The organism is Faecalibacterium sp. 3 (assembly GCF_048323735.1).
Taxonomy (GTDB): Bacteria; Bacillota; Clostridia; order Oscillospirales; family Ruminococcaceae; genus Faecalibacterium; species Faecalibacterium wellingii.
Genome location: NZ_JBLWFN010000001.1, coordinates 471,135 through 486,454 on the forward strand (window position 1 = coordinate 471,135; position 15,320 = coordinate 486,454).

Genomic DNA, 15,320 nt, shown 5'->3' on the forward strand with positions numbered 1-15,320 from the left:
TCATCACGCTGCTGCGCAGAGGCCGGTGTCGTGCCGGTGCAGCTGCACCGCAGCGGGACAGCTGTTAGAATCCGGGAGTTTTACTCCACATCCTGCAGGGCGGCAAAGTCCTCTTCGCCGGTGCGGATCTTGACCACGCGGGTCACGTTGTACACAAAGATCTTGCCGTCGCCGATATGGCCGGTGTACAGAGCCTTCTTGGCGGCCTCCACCACAGCGTCCACGCTGATGCGGGAGACGATGACCTCCACCTTGATCTTGGGCAGCAGGGTAGTATCCACGGGGACGCCGCGGTATTTCTCGCTGGTACCCTTCTGGATGCCGCAACCCATTACCTGCGTGACCGTCATGCCGGTGACACCCAGATCGTTGAGGGCGGTCTTGAGCTGGTCGAACTTGGAGAGCTTTGCAATGATGGACACCTTGTGCATCCCGGTGTCGTACACGCCATCGTGGATCACGGGAGAAGCTTCCCGCACCACAGGGACTGCAGCGCTGATCTGCTTGTCGGTGGCCTTGGTCACATCGTCCTCGCCGAGGTCGGTGTTCTCGTTGGGCACCATGACAGCAGAGTTTGCATCGGAGATGGAGAAGCCGGCGTAGGCAGATGCCAGACCATGCTCGTGGATGTCCAGACCGTCGATCTCCACCTCTGCGGGAACGCGCAGGCCGATGAACTTATCGATGAGCTTGAAGACAACGAACATCACCACCACAACATAGAGGTCAACGGTCACGAGGCCCAGCAGCTGGGTGCCCAGCTGTGCCAGACCGCCGCCGTAGAACAGACCGGCGTGCTCGGTGTTGGCACCGGTGGAGAACAGGCCCACTGCAATGGTGCCCCACACGCCGTTTGCAAAGTGGACGGAAACTGCACCAACAGGGTCATCCACCTTGGCGATGTTATCGAAGAACTCAACGCTCAGAACAACGAGCAGGCCGGCCACAAAGCCGATGAAGAATGCGCCGAAGGGAGAAACGGTATCGCAGCCTGCGGTGATCGCCACCAGACCGGCCAGAGAACCGTTCAGGGTCATGGAGACATCGGGCTTGCCGTAACGCAGCCAGGTGAAGATCATGGTCACACAGGTGGCAACGGCTGCGGCAAGGTTGGTGTTGAAGCAGACCAGACCGGTCATGGTCATGGCCTCGTCGGTGGCAAGGCTCAGAGAGGAGCCGCCGTTGAAACCGAACCAGCAGAACCACAGGATGAACACGCCCAGAGCACCGGCGGTCAGGTTGTGGCCGGGAATGGCGTGAGGCTTGCCGTCCTTATCGTACTTGCCAATACGGGGACCCAGCATCCATGCGCCCAGCAGAGCGATGACGCCGCCCACATTGTGGACTGCTGCGGAGCCTGCAAAGTCATGGAAGCCCATGCTCTGCAGCCAGCCGCCGCCCCACATCCAGTGGCCGCAGATGGGGTAGACCACCAGCGAGATCGCAGCAGAGTAAACGCAGTAAGCCTTGAAGTTGGTACGCTCGGCCATGGAGCCGGAGACGATGGTGGCAGCCGTTGCGCAGAACACGGTCTGGAACACGATGTAGACCCACAGCGGGATATCCAGACCCAGATGGCTGTAATCGCCCTGAATGAACGGGTCGAAGCCGCCGATCAGTGCGCCGGTGCCGCCGAACATCAGGCCAAAGCCGATGATCCAGTAGCACGGGGTGCCGATGCAGAAGTCCATCATATTCTTCATCAGAATATTACCGGTGTTCTTGGCACGGGTGAAACCGGCTTCGCACAAGGCGAAGCCCGCCTGCATAAAGTAGACGAGGAACGCTCCCACGAGCGTCCAACAGGTGTTGATGGAGCTGAACATAACTTTTCATACCTCCCACGAATGTGATGCCGCAAGGCCACCAGAACCTTTTGGCGTGTGCGGTGTTCCCCGTGCCGATCACACGCAGGAACGCTTCATTTGCACTCAGGAGACCCTCTATCTTCCCCCGAGCGGCAATATCCCCGAAAACACAAAAGGCGCTGACGGAATCAATTCCGTCAGCGCCTTTGCTTTCGATGGCAAGAGTATAGTCCCTTTGTGCAAAAGTGTCAAGGGCTCATGTCAAGGTTTTACGTTTTTCACAACACGAAGAAAGGGAATGCGGCAAAAGTTTGGCAAAACTCTGTTTTCAGCCGCACCCTAGTCATTCTTTTCCGCTTTTGTGTCGTTTTCTGCTTTTTTGTGACCGGAGCGGTGTCCGCCCTGCATTTCCCAGTGCAGCATCAGGCTCATCATGGCACGCAGCGCAAAGGTGGCGGCCAGCGGCACCACCGACTCCAGATTCTGCAAAAGGAAGGTCTTGGCGATCTCCGCCGACATCAGGAACTCCAGCGCCGTGGTCAGGCCGCTGCTCATCTCGTGGTGGAAATCATGATGATCGTTGAAGAATATCGTCCGGATATAGTGGTAGGTCGCCTTGGCCAGACTGGTAATGATGATGAACAGTCCGATCACTTCGGCCAGACCCGCGATCATGGGCACCGCCGTCACCAGAAATCCTTCCAGAACTTCCGTGACAACGGTGTTCAGATGATAAAGCCATCCCATAGCGGCATCCCCTTACAGCAGGGTCTTGACGTATGCTGCCAGCTCCTCATCCTTGCAGGAGGCAAAGAACAGCTCGCTGAACTTTGCACCGGCCACAGCGCCCTTCAGCAGGTCCTGATCGATGCTCTTCAGGCACTCGATCAGCGGCTTGAAGGTGGCGGCACGCACGCCGTCCAGAATCTTCTTGTTGCGCTGCTCAGGCTCCACGCGCTCCTTGGGGTAGCCCTGACCGTGGCCGAAGCCGAACAGCTTCTCGAAGCAGTACTCGAGGTTCAGCTCACCGCCCCAGCCGAAGCCCTTGGCAAACGGCATGGCAACGGCGTTGCCGTCGTTGACGTGGGCAAAGGTGTAGGCGTCCACGGGATCCTCCACATGGCCGCAGATAACGCCGGGGAAGCTGTTCAGGGCCAGCATGGCACCCTCGCCGGTGCCGCAGCCGGTGATAACGTAGTCGGCAGCGCCGCTGTTCAGCAGGATGGCGGCCAGAATGCCGCACTGCACATAGGTCAGCTGTGCGGCGTCATCGGCGGCGTACATGCCGTAGTTGACCACCTCGTGGCCCATGGGCTCCACCACCTTTTTCAGGGCGGCTTCAATGATGCCATTCTTGGCGGCCTGACTGTTCTCGTTGATGAGTGCGATCTTCATAGTAGTTTCTTCTCCTTTTATGATCTTCTCCTGCAGGTGCAGGTGTTATACAAAGTCCTCCCGCATGGGGGTGAAGAAGTCCAGCAGGATGCCGGCTTCCAGACAGACGCAGCCGTGCATCACGCCGTCCTGCTTGAGCAGGGTGTCGCCGGGGCCCACCTCGCGGGTCTCGTCTCCGATGGTAAAGCGGAAGCGGCCCGACACCACATAGGTGATCTGGGTGTGGGGGTGGCAGTGCATGGCACCCACGCCGCCGGTCTCAAAGGTATTTTCCACGCACATGGCGTCCCTGCCGTAGGCCAGAATGCGGCGCTGCACCCCGGGGCCGCAGGGTTCCGGGGCAATGTCGGCGTGGGGCACCCATGGCATGTCCTGATGGTTTTTCTCCATTATAGCATATCATCCTTTCCCGTACAAATGCAAAAAGGGACTGTCACACGCGCTGTGCAACAGTCCCCGTTTTTTCAGATCTGTGGGATACCCTCAGAACTTACTGGGGCTGCTTGCCGATGTAGGCCAGAATGCCGCCATCGACGTACAGGATCAGGCCATTGACAAAGTCAGAAGCCTCGGAAGCCAGGAAGACAGCGGGTCCGCCCAGATCCTCTGCCTCGCCCCAGCGGCCTGCGGGGGTCTTGGCAACGATGAACTGGTCGAAGGGATGACGGCTGCCGTCGGGCTGGATCTCGCGCAGAGGTGCGGTCTGCGGGGTAGCGATGTAGCCGGGTCCGATACCGTTGCACTGGATGTTGTAGGCGCCGTACTCAGAAGCGATGTTCTTGGTGAGCATCTTCAGGCCGCCCTTGGCAGCAGCGTAGGCGGAGACGGTCTCACGGCCCAGCTCGCTCATCATGGAGCAGATGTTGATGATCTTGCCGCCGCCCTGTGCGATCATGTCGGGGATGATGGCCTTTGCCACGATGAAGGGAGCGTTCAGGTCAACATCGATGACCTGACGGAACTGAGCAGCGCTCATTTCGGTCATGGGGATGCGCTTGATGATACCGGCGTTGTTGACCAGAATGTTGATGTGGCCCACTTCCTCGGTGATCTTTGCCACCATGGCGTTGACAGCATCCTCATCGGTCACGTCGCAGACATAGCCGTGAGCCTTGATGCCTGCTTCTGTGTAAGCAGCGATGCCCTTATCCACCAGCTCCTGCTTGATGTCGTTGAACACGATGGTTGCACCGTTGGCTGCCATTGCCTTTGCAATCGCCATGCCGATGCCATAAGATGCGCCGGTGATCAGCGCGACCTTGCCGGTCAGATCAAAAGATTTGGGAGTGCACTGTGCCATAATAGAGTCCTCCAATCAAATTGTTCCTTTGCGGGGAAACCCCGTTCTTGCCTTGCAGGATGCCCAAAGCTGAGCTCTCGGTTTTAGCATCCTTCTTGTATACAGGGTAACATTCTTTTTGGGCTCTGTCAAGGCATTTTCTTCTGCATTTTTGCTGTATTTTTATTTTCCCGGGAAAATTTTTCGTGAAAAGTCGTGCAAAGCCGCAAAATTTCGGTTTTATCTTGTATACACGGTTTCAGCCATTAGCGGTGCGCACAATTTCGGCGGAAAAATTTGGGCTTGTTGACAAAGTTGCAGACTTATCTCTGTTTCTTCTTGACATAAGTATGACTTTCCTGTATCCTCAAAATCAAGAATAATTCTCATAAAGAAAAAGGAGTCCTGCTATGAAAAAACACGCAATCATCTTTGCTTCTCTGGCTCTGAGCTGTCTGGTGCTGTCCGCACCTTTGTCTGCCGGGGCCGTCTCTTCCAGCCAGACCGAAGCATCCTCGCTTTACATCATTACAGTACAGCCGGAACTGCCTGTGACCGAGCGTTCCGAGCTGGAACTGACCGCACTGGAGATGACCCAGACATGGCAGAATCCCAATCCCCGCCGCCAACTGGCACTAAAGTCTGTCTCCCGTGCCGGGTGTTCCGTTTACCGGTGGAGCAGTTCCGCCCCGGTCGTCGCTTCGGTGGATGCCAGCGGCCTTGTCACGGCACTGGCCCCCGGCAAGGCAGTCATCAGTGCATACACCACGCAGGGAGAAACGCTGACCTGCACCGTAACGGTCACTTCCGAAATTGGCAAAGTCACGCTGAATGCAGACGTTCTTTTGCTGCACAGCATCGGCAGCCAGCAGGACCTGATCCCCACTGTGGCTGTACAGGAACCTTCCGCTGTGGCACTGCAATGGACAAGCTCTGACCCTTCTGTAGCTGTTGTGGACGCCGACGGCACCGTCACTGCCGTGGCTGACGGAAAAGCCATAGTCACGGTCCGTACCCCGGAGGGCCGCAGCGCAGGCTGTGCCGTATACGTTGGGCAGGCCGCCGCGGATTATGAAAAGCGGGACCGCCAGCTCACCAAGGCCGCGCTGGGCGGCATGGGTATTTTGGGTGCGCTGTTCCTGCTGCTGGGCATCGCACTTTAATATCAGATGCAAAAGACCGGACTGCAAACCCACAGTCCGGTCTCCTTATATCATCCCATCTTCTTTTTCTGCTGCCGTGCCACAATGGGCATCAGCAGGGAGGCGGGCAGCAGCTTCTGCGCCGTGGTGCATGCCCGCATAAAGGCCGAAGGCACAATGATGGTCCTGCGGTGCATCATGCCGTGCATAGCTTCCTGTACGCAGAACTCCGGCGTGATGCCCCGGAGGGCAAACACCACCCCTGCCCGGTCGTTGAACTCGGTATCCACCGGCCCCGGGCAGAGCGCACACACATAGACCGGGCTGTGCAGCTCCTGCAGCTCCCGGGCAACACCCCGGGTCAGGCTGACCACATAGGCCTTGCTGGCATAGTAGCCTGCCATATAGGGCCCGCCGGGCAGCAGCCCCGCCGAGGACGCCACGTTCAGGATGGTGCCGCCGCCTGCCGCGTGCATCCTGCGCACCGCAAAGCGGAACAGCCGCGCCATGGCTTCCACGTTCACCCGGATCATTTCCTCTTCCCGGGCGTCGTCGGTCTCCAGATAGCTGCCGCACACGCCAAAGCCCGCGTTGTTGATAAAGATATCAATGGTCTCCCCTTCCAGCTCCTTGAAAAGACGCTGGCAGTCCTCTTCCCGGGCAAGGTCTGCGGGCAGGATGCGGCAGGGCGTGCCCAGTTTTGAGGCCAGCGCTTCCAGCCGGTCGGTGCGGCGGGCGGTCAGGATGAGCCGGCAGCCCAGCTTTGCATAGCGGCGTGCAAACTCCTGCCCGATGCCGGAGCTTGCGCCGGTGATCCATACAGTCTTTGACATATTTATTCTCCTTCTGAACCTTCTCAATCAATGCCTTTCGGCATTGCCTGCTCCCCCGAAGGGGAAGCTTTTGTACAGCAGGCCTTCCCGGTTTGAAAATGTAAAAGAAAAGAGTGTCCGGAACACCTGCGGCATCCCGGACGCTCTCATAGATTTTATTTCAGCAGGTTGTCGTTCTCGAAGTAATCGATCCGCATGGACTTGCGCACCTCAGCCAGCGTGGCGGCGGCAGTCTTTTCCGCGTAGGCGCTGCCCTCTTTCAGGATCTCCACCACCTCGGGCAGGCGCTGCTCCCACTCCTTGCGGCGGGTGCGGATGGGCTCCAGCTCGGCCTGCATGACGCTGTTCAGGAACTTTTTCACCTTCACGTCGCCCAGACCGCCGCGCTGGTAGTGCGCCTTCACCTCGTCGAGGTTCTGGTATTCCGGCCAGAACTCTGCAAAGTGCTCCGGGCGGCAGAAGGCGTCCAGATAAATGAACACCGGGTTGCCCTCCACCTTGCCGGGGTCCTGCACCCGCAGGTGGTTGGGGTCGGTGTACATGGACATGACCTTCTTTTTGATGTCCTCCGGCTCCTCGGACAGGTAGATGCAGTTGCCGAGGCTCTTGCTCATCTTGGCCTTGCCGTCGATGCCGGGCAGGCGCAGGCAGGCGGCGTTCTGGGGCAGCACGATCTCCGGCTCGGTCAGGGTATCGCCGTAAACGGCGTTGAATTTGCGCACGATCTCGCAGCACTGCTCGATCATGGGCTTCTGGTCCTCACCGGCGGGCACGGTGGTGGCGTGGAAGGCGGTGATGTCCGCAGCCTGACTGATGGGGTAGCAGAAGAAACCCACCGGGATGCTGGTCTCAAAGTTGCGCATATGGATCTCGCTCTTGACGGTGGGGTTGCGCTGCAGGCGGCTCACGGTGACGAGGTTCATATAGTAGAAGCTCAGCTCCGTCAATTCCGGCACCATGGACTGGATGAAAATATGGGTCTTGGCGGGGTCGATGCCGCAGGCCAGATAATCCAGCGCCACCTGCAGGATGTTCTGGCGCACCTTTTCCGGGTTGTCGGCGTTGTCGGTCAGGGCCTGTGCATCGGCGATCATAACGTAGATCTCATCGTACTCGCCGGAGTTCTGCAGGCGCACCCGCTCCTTCAGGGAACCGACATAGTGGCCCACATGCAGGCGTCCGGTGGGACGGTCGCCGGTCAGAATGATTTTTTTCATGATGTTCTCCTTTTTTAAAGGGCAAACTCCCCCAGTCACGGCTTACGCCGTGCCAGCCCCCTCGGAGATGGGGCCTTTGGCGGTGCGGCAAAGTTTCCGGTTCTGCCAAAGCCTCCCTCAATGAGAAAGACTTCCCCCGGCCGGGGGAAGATGTCACGCAAGTGACAAAAAGGGGAGCAGTGGCATTGCCGCAGGCAATGACGGAAGGAGTTTCCTCTTGTTTCGCTTATTATTTTAAGTATATCCCGCCCTGCATTTTCTGTCAACAAAAGCAGCGGAAAAAGAAAAAAGCGATGGAAAACTTCCATCGCTTTGCTGGCGCCTCTTGCCTGACTCGAACAGGCGACACCCTGATTAACAGTCAGGTGCTCTAACCGACTGAGCTAAAGAGGCATCTATATAAAACGGCACATGACCGTTTTACTACTATAAAATGGTGACCCGTACCGGAATCGAACCGATGTTAAAGGCGTGAGAGGCCTCTGTCTTAACCGCTTGACCAACGGGCCATACGTCCATTTTGCATCGGGCGTTCGCTCCCGACTCGACTATTTTAGCATAGTGCAGCTGCTTTGTCAACACAAAATTTCATTTTTTTAAAAAATCGCCCGCACCCGGGCCGCGCCGGTGTGGAACAGGCCCAGCGCCAGCCCCAGATATACGCCGATCACCGTATCGTTCTGGTCAAATTCCATCTGCTGGCGCTGCGGCAGACCGGCCAGTGTGCCCCTGTATACGCACCGCAGCTCTTCCAGCCGGGTGTAGTCGTTCGGGTGCATCAGGGTGCTGTGCTTGGGCAGCTCCATGGCACCGCTCTTTTCCAGCACCTCGCTGACGAACTGGGAGCAGAAATAGTGTCGGCGGCGGTTCCAGCGGATATGCATCCCGCAGAGTGCAAGACCGATGACGTTGAACCGGTAAAGGCTGCCGTGGGCCATCATGTGCTCGGCACGGCGGCGGGCACGGATGTAGGCTTCATCGCTCACATCCAGCGCATACAGCGCGCAGGGCACATTCTCCCGCAGACGGAACACACCCCGGTTCAGGTATTCCCTGCTGGGCCCCGCCGGGAACATGGTATAGCCGTTTTTGCGGGTAGAGCTGTACAGGCAGCTCAGGTCTTCGTCAAAAGCCAGCGAAGCGTGGGTATAATTCGCACCGGTAGCAGCGTAAACAAGGTTTGAAAGCAGGGTACCCGACCGGGTGAGCAGGATGTAGATGGTCTTCATGATCTTTTTCCTTTTTATATGCAGCACACAGAAAAAGCGGGGCTGTTCTTTTGTCAGATACAGTATACCACAGGCAAAGTTTCTTTGCCATGAAAATCGTCAAAATCTCGTAAATTTTGCACAAATCGGGCTGTGGATCCTGTTCCGCTCTTCCCTGCCGCGCCGTTTTGCGGGAAGGGCCGTTTTTATGTGCAGTTTTTCATGCATCCTGCCATGCATCCCGGCTCGTCAAAATTTTATCAAAAAATTGTTTTCCCGCCGTTCCACCTTATTTTTTCAGGCCTCGCCCCCTGCTTTTGTTTCCTGAAATTGTTTCAGGCAGTTAAATTTCTTAATGAAATTTGTTTCTTTTCTGCAAATAGTACGGTTTATTTATTGATTTTGCAAGGCTTTTATGTATAATGGTAAACAGGAGAATTTGCATTTACAAACTGCAAGCCTTCTGCGCAGCGCCCGGCCCGCCGGGAAACGCTGTGCCCTATACAGGACGTATGGATCAAACGAAAGTAGAGGTATAGCGAATATGGCAAAGTTGGATCTTACCAAGTATGGCATTACCGGCACGACTGAGATCGTGTACAACCCCTCCTACGAGCAGCTGTTCGAGGAAGAGACCAAGCCCGGTCTGGAAGGCTACGAAAAGGGCCAGGTCAGCGAGCTGGGTGCTGTGAACGTTATGACCGGCATCTACACCGGCCGTTCTCCCAAGGACAAGTTCATCGTTATGGACGAGAACTCCAAGGACACCGTGTGGTGGACTTCTGACGAGTACAAGAACGACAACCACCCCGCTTCTCAGGAAGCATGGGCTGCTGTGAAGGCTATTGCTCAGAAGGAGCTGTCCAACAAGCGCCTGTACGTGGTGGATGCATTCTGCGGTGCCAACAAGGATACCCGCATGGCCATCCGCTTTGTCATGGAAGTTGCATGGCAGGCACACTTCGTCACCAACATGTTCATCAAGCCCACCGCTGAGGAGCTGGAGAACTTTGAGCCCGATTTCGTTGTCTACAACGCATCCAAGGCCAAGGTTGAGAACTACAAGGAGCTGGGCCTGAACTCTGAGACTGCTGTTGTGTTCAACATCACCAGCAAGGAGCAGGTCATCGTGAACACCTGGTACGGCGGCGAGATGAAGAAGGGCATGTTCTCCATGATGAACTACTTCCTGCCGCTGAAGGGCATGGCTTCCATGCACTGCTCTGCCAACACCGACCTGAACGGCGAGAACACCGCTATCTTCTTCGGTCTGTCCGGCACCGGCAAGACCACCCTGTCCACCGATCCCAAGCGTCTGCTGATCGGCGATGACGAGCACGGCTGGGACGACAACGGCGTGTTCAACTTCGAGGGCGGCTGCTACGCAAAGGTCATCAACCTGGATAAGGACTCCGAGCCCGATATCTACAACGCCATCAAGCGCAACGCTCTGCTGGAGAACGTTACTCTGGATGCTGAGGGCCACATCGATTTCGCCGACAAGAGCGTCACCGAGAACACCCGTGTGTCCTACCCCATCAACCACATCAAGAACATCGTCCGTCCCATTTCTTCTGCACCCGCTGCAAAGAATGTCATCTTCCTGTCTGCTGACGCATTCGGCGTTCTGCCCCCGGTCTCCATCCTGAGCCCCGAGCAGACCCAGTACTACTTCCTGTCCGGCTTCACTGCAAAGCTGGCAGGCACCGAGCGCGGCATCACCGAGCCCACCCCCACCTTCTCTGCATGCTTCGGCCAGGCCTTCCTGGAGCTGCACCCCACCAAGTATGCTGAGGAGCTGGTCAAGAAGATGCAGAAGAGCGGCGCCAAGGCTTATCTGGTCAACACCGGCTGGAACGGCACCGGCAAGCGCATCTCCATCAAGGATACCCGCGGCATCATCGACGCCATCCTGAACGGTGACATCAACAATGTGCCCACCAAGAAGATCCCCTACTTCGACTTCGAGGTTCCCACCGTGCTGAACGGCGTGGACACCGGCATTCTGGATCCTCGCGACACCTATGCTGACGCTTCCCAGTGGGAAGAGAAGGCCAAGGATCTGGCAAGCCGCTTCATCAAGAACTTCAAGAAGTATGAGGGCAACGAGCACGGCAAGGCTCTGGTCTCTGCCGGCCCCCAGCTGTAAGCTGATCTCCGCCTGATCCTGAAGCGATAAAAAAGGACGTGTTCCCGCAAGGGAGCACGTCCTTTTTGTTTTGTAAACCGGAAGGTAAACGTTCCGTCGGTTGTATTTTCCACATTCCTGTGTTATCCTGTGGAAAAGGATGTGAGCAGAATGGATGCAAAAGAATTTGGTGCATTCCTTGCACAAGTGCGCCGGGAGCGGAACATGACGCAGGCCGAACTGGCTCAGCAGCTTCACGTTACGGATAAAGCCGTCAGCCGCTGGGAACGCGGCATCGGGCTGCCAGACATCAATACGCTGGAGCCGCTGGCCGATGTGCTGGGCCTGACCCTCGCTGACCTGATGCACTGTCATGACTCCCGTCAAAAAGATGACACTCCTCCCGTTCCTTTGGAAGATTTTTTCACCATGCTGCGCCGCCAGCACACTGTAGACTGGCATTCTGTGCGTACTGCTCTTCTTGCATTAAGCATTGCACTTGCCCTGTGGGGAATTTTTGCCTGTCCAGGCAGATTAGCTGTGCACTGGCGGACTCTCAGCGATGGTTCGCTTCAGGCCGACGGCTGGATGTCCTCCCTGGTCATTTTTCCATTGTTTGCCGGATTTGAATTTCTATCTCTTGAGCTCTGGAACAATTTTGAGCAAACCGGTTACTACCGGCGCTGGGGTGAGGTGAATCTTTTTATCATTCATGCCATGTCTTTCGGCACGCCGCTTACCCGTCTGATGCGGCTCGTGCTGGATCTTCTGTTCTTTTTCTGTTTTGGATTTCTGCTTCCATGCTGCGAAGCATGGCTGATCCTTTTGAATTAAATGCAGTTTTCCTCTGCGACCTCATCCGTGAAAAAGCAAACCGGCAAAGCCCGCAGGCTTTGCCGGTTTGCACTATCTAAAAATATTTTTCCGATATTGATGCCCAGAGCACAGCGGAGGGCATTCCCAATCGTTTTTACTTGGCAGCGTCGAACTCTGCCTCGATCTCTGCCGAGGGTGCCGGGGTAACAAGGCTCACCACAACACAGACCATCAGAGACACCAGGAAGGCAGGCAGCAGCTCGTAGATGCCAAACACGCCGCCCAGCGGGCTGATGATGTACTTCCATACAAAGACCATCAGGCCGCCGGAGAGCATACCGGCCAGAGCGCCCTGCCAGTTGCAGCGCTTCCAGAACAGGGAGCACAGCACCACCGCGCCAAAGGAGCCGCCGAAGCCGGCCCATGCAAAGCTGACGATGCCGAACACGCTGGAGTTGGGGTCGCGGGCCAGCACCACGCCCACCACACTGATGCAGATGATGGTCAGGCGGGCGGCGAACAGGCTCTGCTTCTCGGTCAGCTTCATGTGGCCGAACTCCTGCAGGATGTTCTGGGATACGCTGGAGGCCGCTGCCAGCATCTGACTGTCGGCGGTGGACATGGTAGCGGCAAGGATGCCGGCAAGGATCAGACCTGCCAGAATGGCTGCCAGCACGCCGTGCTGAGCGATCAGGCTGGCCACCCGCACGATCAGGGTCTCGCTGGAAGAGCCGCTCAGGAACTCCAGCGCGCCCGCCTTGGTCATGCCCAGACCCACCATGCCGATGACGATGGAAGCGGTCATGGCAATGACCACCCACACGCTTGCAATGCGGCGGCTGAGCACCAGCTTCTTTTCGTCCTCAATGGCCATGAAGCGCAGCAGGATGTGGGGCATGCCGAAGTAGCCCAGACCCCATGCCAGCGTGGACGCGATGTCCAGCAGACTGTAGGAGGTGGCGGTGTTGTCTGCCGCATTGTGGCTTGCAGCCATAGTCAGGTAGCCGGGCAGGCTGCGGGCGTTGTCCAGAACCACGTCCCAGCCGCCTGCCACATTGACGCCATACACCAGCACCGCGATCAGCGCCATGCTCATGACAACGGACTGGATCAGGTCGGTGGTAGACACAGCGCGGAAGCCGCCCATGATGGTGTAGCCCACGATGACCACAGCGGACAGGACCATGGCCGCCATGTAATCCACGCCAAACAGGCTGTTGAACAGCTTGCCGCAGGCGGCAAAGCCGGAAGCGGTGTACGGGATGAAGAACACGATGATGATGACCGCGCCCAGCGCGTTGAGCAGGTTGCGCTGGTCATGGAACCGCAGGGAAAGGAACTGTGGCACCGTGATGGCATCCAGATTGGCCGAGTAGCGGCGCAGGCGGCGGGCCACGATGAGCCAGTTGAGCCAAGTGCCCACAGCAAGGCCGATGGCCGTCCAGCCCGGCGACGCGATGCCGGTGAGATATGCAAGGCCCGGCATACCCATCAGCAGCCAGCTGGACATATCGCTGGCTTCGGCGCTCATAGCCGTGACCAGCGGGCCCATCGTACGGCCGCCGAGGTAGAAATCGCTGCTGTCCTCGTTGGACTTGCTGTAGACAAAGCCAACCAACAGCATTCCCACCAGATAGATCACAATGGTGGCAATGATGCAGATATTGATCATTTGATTACCCCTCTCTTTCTTCCCCTCAACGGGAACATATCTTAAATATTACCACAAAAACCTGCATTCCTGCAAGCTTTTCGGGCAATTCAAGGGCACAAACTGCTGTTTTTCCGGTTTTTGAACAGAAAAAGCAGCATTTCTGGTTCAAAATCCATCAGAAACACTGCCGGCTTGGGCTTACTCTGTCGGTTGTTCTGGGGCTTCATGGCAGGGATTTGGGCATTCAATGAATATTACCTTTTGAAAAAAGAAGCAAGTGCATCATATCTTTGATAAAATCCCTACCAAAGCTGATACACTTGCTTGCTTTCTATTTTGGTTTACAATGTGTCCAGATTATTCATTTACCGCATCCACATTGCCATTTGCAGCAATGAGCTTTTTATAATAGTAGAAGCTGTCCTTGCGGTAGCGCTTATAGGTGCCGCGGCCCTCGTCGTCCAGATCGACGTACACAAAGCCGTAACGCTTGGACATCTGGCGGGTGGACTCGGAGATCAGGTCAATGCAGCCCCACCAGGTGTAGCCGATCAGGTCTACGCCGTCAATGTTGATGGCATCGCTCATGGCCTTGACGTGTTCCTTGAGGTATTCGATGCGGTAGGGGTCGTGCACCTTGCCGTCCTCGGTCAGGGTATCGCGGGCACCCAGACCGTTCTCCACGATGAACAGCGGTTTGCGGAAGCGGTCGTACAGCTCCACCAGAGAGATACGCAGGCCGATGGGGTCGGTCTGCCAGCCCCACTCGCTGGAGGTCAGGTAAGGGTTCTTCACGCCGTTGACCGTGTTGCCGGGGGACATCTCCAGACCGTCGGTCTGGGCGGCCATACAGCTGGTCATGTAGTAGCTGAAGCTCACAAAGTCCACAGTTCCCTCTTTCAGGATCTGGGCGTCCTCGGGCTGCGTCTTAATGTGCAGGCCCTTGCGCTCGATCTCCTTGAGCAGGTAGCGGGGGTACTCGCCGAACACCTGAATGTCTACGTAGCGGTAGATGCCGCGCATCCGCTGCTGGGTGGCGAGGTTGTCCTCCGGCTTGCAGGTGTAGGCATAGAAGCACAGGCGGGTCATCATGCAGCCGATCATGGCCCCTGGGCACAGCTCATGGCCCAGCTTGACGGCCAGAGCGCTGGCCACCATCTGGTGATGCATGGCCTGATACACGATCTGGTCAAAGTTCTGGCCCGGGAAGCGGTCCGGGATCAGCGCGCCGCTGGTAACGGAGTGGCGCAGCATGGCGTCCACCTCGTTGAAGGTGAGCCAGTATTTGACGTACTTGCCAAAGCGCTCAAAGCAGACGCGGGCGTACTTGATAAAGAGGTCGATTACCTCGCGGGATGCCCAGCCGTTGAAGTCAGTCACAAGGACCAGCGGCGGGTCATAGTGGCTCAGGGTGACCAGCGGCTCAATGCCGTGGGCCTTGCACTCCTTGAACACATCCTCGTAGAAGGCAATGCCCTCTTCGTTGGGCTTTTCATCCCGGGGGTCGGTGAAGATGCGGCTCCAGCAGATGGAGGTGCGGAACACCTTGTAGCCCATCTCGGCCATCAGGGCGATATCCTCTTTATAATGGTGATAGAAATCGGTGCCATGGCGCTTGGGGTAGTTGTCCTCGGGGCCGGCCTTGAGGGCGGCTTCCAGGTCAGCAGTGCTGTAGGCAAACTGCTTGGTATAGTCCGCCACACCTACGTTGCGGTAAGGCAGGCAGTCCTGAACGGTCATGCCCTTGCCGCCCTCGTTCCAGGCACCCTCACACTGGTTAGCGGCTTCTGCGCCGCCCCAGAGAAAGCCTTCCGGGAAAGTATAACGTGCGTTTTCCATA

Annotated in this window: 13 protein-coding genes and 2 tRNA genes; 3 read left to right on the plus strand and 12 right to left on the minus strand. The window is 57.1% G+C overall.

Annotated elements, in window-relative coordinates; translation table 11 throughout:
- Window positions 1-80 precede the first annotated feature (80 nt).
- The 5 genes from ACNSPV_RS02155 to ACNSPV_RS02175 all read right to left on the minus strand — a co-directional run bounded on the left by ACNSPV_RS02155 (window position 81) and on the right by ACNSPV_RS02175 (window position 4,503).
- Window positions 81-1,826, minus strand: coding sequence for an ammonium transporter (locus ACNSPV_RS02155; protein WP_348584770.1), 1,746 nt, complete (start codon window positions 1,824-1,826; stop codon window positions 81-83).
- Window positions 1,827-2,147: 321 nt separating this feature from the next.
- Entirely contained in the window at window positions 2,148-2,555 is a 408-nt protein-coding gene (locus ACNSPV_RS02160; RefSeq protein WP_348584769.1) for a DUF1622 domain-containing protein, read from the minus strand.
- Between the two features lie 12 nt (window positions 2,556-2,567).
- Complete coding sequence (locus ACNSPV_RS02165; protein WP_097781014.1) at window positions 2,568-3,203, minus strand: RpiB/LacA/LacB family sugar-phosphate isomerase; 636 nt, start codon at window positions 3,201-3,203, stop codon at window positions 2,568-2,570.
- A 45-nt stretch (window positions 3,204-3,248) separates the two neighbouring features.
- A complete protein-coding gene (locus tag ACNSPV_RS02170) occupies window positions 3,249-3,593 on the minus strand; it encodes a cupin domain-containing protein (RefSeq protein ID WP_339395980.1) in 345 nt (114 codons plus the stop codon).
- Window positions 3,594-3,693: 100 nt separating this feature from the next.
- Window positions 3,694-4,503, minus strand: coding sequence for a gluconate 5-dehydrogenase (locus tag ACNSPV_RS02175; RefSeq protein ID WP_005938335.1), 810 nt, complete (start codon window positions 4,501-4,503; stop codon window positions 3,694-3,696).
- Between the two features lie 389 nt (window positions 4,504-4,892).
- Here ACNSPV_RS02175 and ACNSPV_RS02180 point away from each other — a divergent pair, with 389 nt between their 5' ends.
- Window positions 4,893-5,645: an Ig-like domain-containing protein gene (locus ACNSPV_RS02180; RefSeq protein WP_348584768.1), complete on the plus strand. Its 753-nt coding sequence runs from the start codon at window positions 4,893-4,895 to the stop codon at window positions 5,643-5,645.
- Window positions 5,646-5,695: 50 nt separating this feature from the next.
- Here ACNSPV_RS02180 and ACNSPV_RS02185 read toward each other — a convergent pair whose 3' ends face one another.
- The 5 genes from ACNSPV_RS02185 to ACNSPV_RS02205 all read right to left on the minus strand — a co-directional run bounded on the left by ACNSPV_RS02185 (window position 5,696) and on the right by ACNSPV_RS02205 (window position 8,903).
- Entirely contained in the window at window positions 5,696-6,457 is a 762-nt protein-coding gene (locus tag ACNSPV_RS02185; protein WP_348584767.1) for an SDR family oxidoreductase, read from the minus strand.
- Between the two features lie 155 nt (window positions 6,458-6,612).
- Window positions 6,613-7,674: a tryptophan--tRNA ligase gene (gene trpS / locus ACNSPV_RS02190; RefSeq protein ID WP_249237577.1), complete on the minus strand. Its 1,062-nt coding sequence runs from the start codon at window positions 7,672-7,674 to the stop codon at window positions 6,613-6,615.
- 316 nt (window positions 7,675-7,990) lie between these two features.
- A tRNA-Asn gene (locus ACNSPV_RS02195) sits at window positions 7,991-8,067 on the minus strand.
- Window positions 8,068-8,108: 41 nt separating this feature from the next.
- Window positions 8,109-8,183 (minus strand) — tRNA-Glu (locus tag ACNSPV_RS02200).
- 87 nt (window positions 8,184-8,270) lie between these two features.
- On the minus strand, window positions 8,271-8,903 hold the full coding sequence (locus ACNSPV_RS02205) for a hypothetical protein (RefSeq protein WP_348584766.1): 633 nt from the start codon (window positions 8,901-8,903) through the stop codon (window positions 8,271-8,273).
- Between the two features lie 523 nt (window positions 8,904-9,426).
- On the opposite strand from ACNSPV_RS02205, the gene pckA reads away from it, so the two are divergent.
- Both pckA and ACNSPV_RS02215 read left to right on the plus strand, forming a co-directional pair.
- Window positions 9,427-11,031 (plus strand): phosphoenolpyruvate carboxykinase (ATP), encoded by a 1,605-nt coding sequence (gene pckA, locus ACNSPV_RS02210; protein ID WP_097774186.1) that lies wholly within the window; start codon window positions 9,427-9,429, stop codon window positions 11,029-11,031.
- Window positions 11,032-11,181: 150 nt separating this feature from the next.
- A complete protein-coding gene (locus ACNSPV_RS02215; protein ID WP_249236528.1) occupies window positions 11,182-11,844 on the plus strand; it encodes a helix-turn-helix domain-containing protein in 663 nt (220 codons plus the stop codon).
- A gap of 136 nt (window positions 11,845-11,980) precedes the next feature.
- Here the strand turns inward: ACNSPV_RS02215 and ACNSPV_RS02220 are convergent, their stop codons facing one another.
- Window positions 11,981-13,498 (minus strand): sodium/proline symporter, encoded by a 1,518-nt coding sequence (locus tag ACNSPV_RS02220; protein WP_348584765.1) that lies wholly within the window; start codon window positions 13,496-13,498, stop codon window positions 11,981-11,983.
- A 339-nt stretch (window positions 13,499-13,837) separates the two neighbouring features.
- Window positions 13,838-15,319 (minus strand): family 1 glycosylhydrolase, encoded by a 1,482-nt coding sequence (locus ACNSPV_RS02225; RefSeq protein ID WP_348584764.1) that lies wholly within the window; start codon window positions 15,317-15,319, stop codon window positions 13,838-13,840.
- Between the last annotated feature and the right edge of the window lies 1 nt (window position 15,320).

Excerpts from the sequence above, each read along its gene's own strand:
- ACNSPV_RS02220 (WP_348584765.1), bottom strand. The coding sequence starts at position 13,498 with ATGATCAATATCTGCATCATTGCCACCATTGTGATCTATCTGGTGGGA.
- ACNSPV_RS02165 (WP_097781014.1), bottom strand. The coding sequence starts at position 3,203 with ATGAAGATCGCACTCATCAACGAGAACAGTCAGGCCGCCAAGAATGGC.
- ACNSPV_RS02170 (WP_339395980.1), bottom strand. The coding sequence starts at position 3,593 with ATGGAGAAAAACCATCAGGACATGCCATGGGTGCCCCACGCCGACATT.
- ACNSPV_RS02225 (WP_348584764.1), bottom strand. The coding sequence starts at position 15,319 with ATGGAAAACGCACGTTATACTTTCCCGGAAGGCTTTCTCTGGGGCGGC.
- ACNSPV_RS02215 (WP_249236528.1), top strand. The coding sequence starts at position 11,182 with ATGGATGCAAAAGAATTTGGTGCATTCCTTGCACAAGTGCGCCGGGAG.
- ACNSPV_RS02185 (WP_348584767.1), bottom strand. The coding sequence starts at position 6,457 with ATGTCAAAGACTGTATGGATCACCGGCGCAAGCTCCGGCATCGGGCAG.
- pckA (WP_097774186.1), top strand. The coding sequence starts at position 9,427 with ATGGCAAAGTTGGATCTTACCAAGTATGGCATTACCGGCACGACTGAG.
- ACNSPV_RS02205 (WP_348584766.1), bottom strand. The coding sequence starts at position 8,903 with ATGAAGACCATCTACATCCTGCTCACCCGGTCGGGTACCCTGCTTTCA.
- ACNSPV_RS02155 (WP_348584770.1), bottom strand. The coding sequence starts at position 1,826 with ATGTTCAGCTCCATCAACACCTGTTGGACGCTCGTGGGAGCGTTCCTC.
- trpS (WP_249237577.1), bottom strand. The coding sequence starts at position 7,674 with ATGAAAAAAATCATTCTGACCGGCGACCGTCCCACCGGACGCCTGCAT.
- ACNSPV_RS02175 (WP_005938335.1), bottom strand. The coding sequence starts at position 4,503 with ATGGCACAGTGCACTCCCAAATCTTTTGATCTGACCGGCAAGGTCGCG.
- ACNSPV_RS02160 (WP_348584769.1), bottom strand. The coding sequence starts at position 2,555 with ATGGGATGGCTTTATCATCTGAACACCGTTGTCACGGAAGTTCTGGAA.
- ACNSPV_RS02180 (WP_348584768.1), top strand. The coding sequence starts at position 4,893 with ATGAAAAAACACGCAATCATCTTTGCTTCTCTGGCTCTGAGCTGTCTG.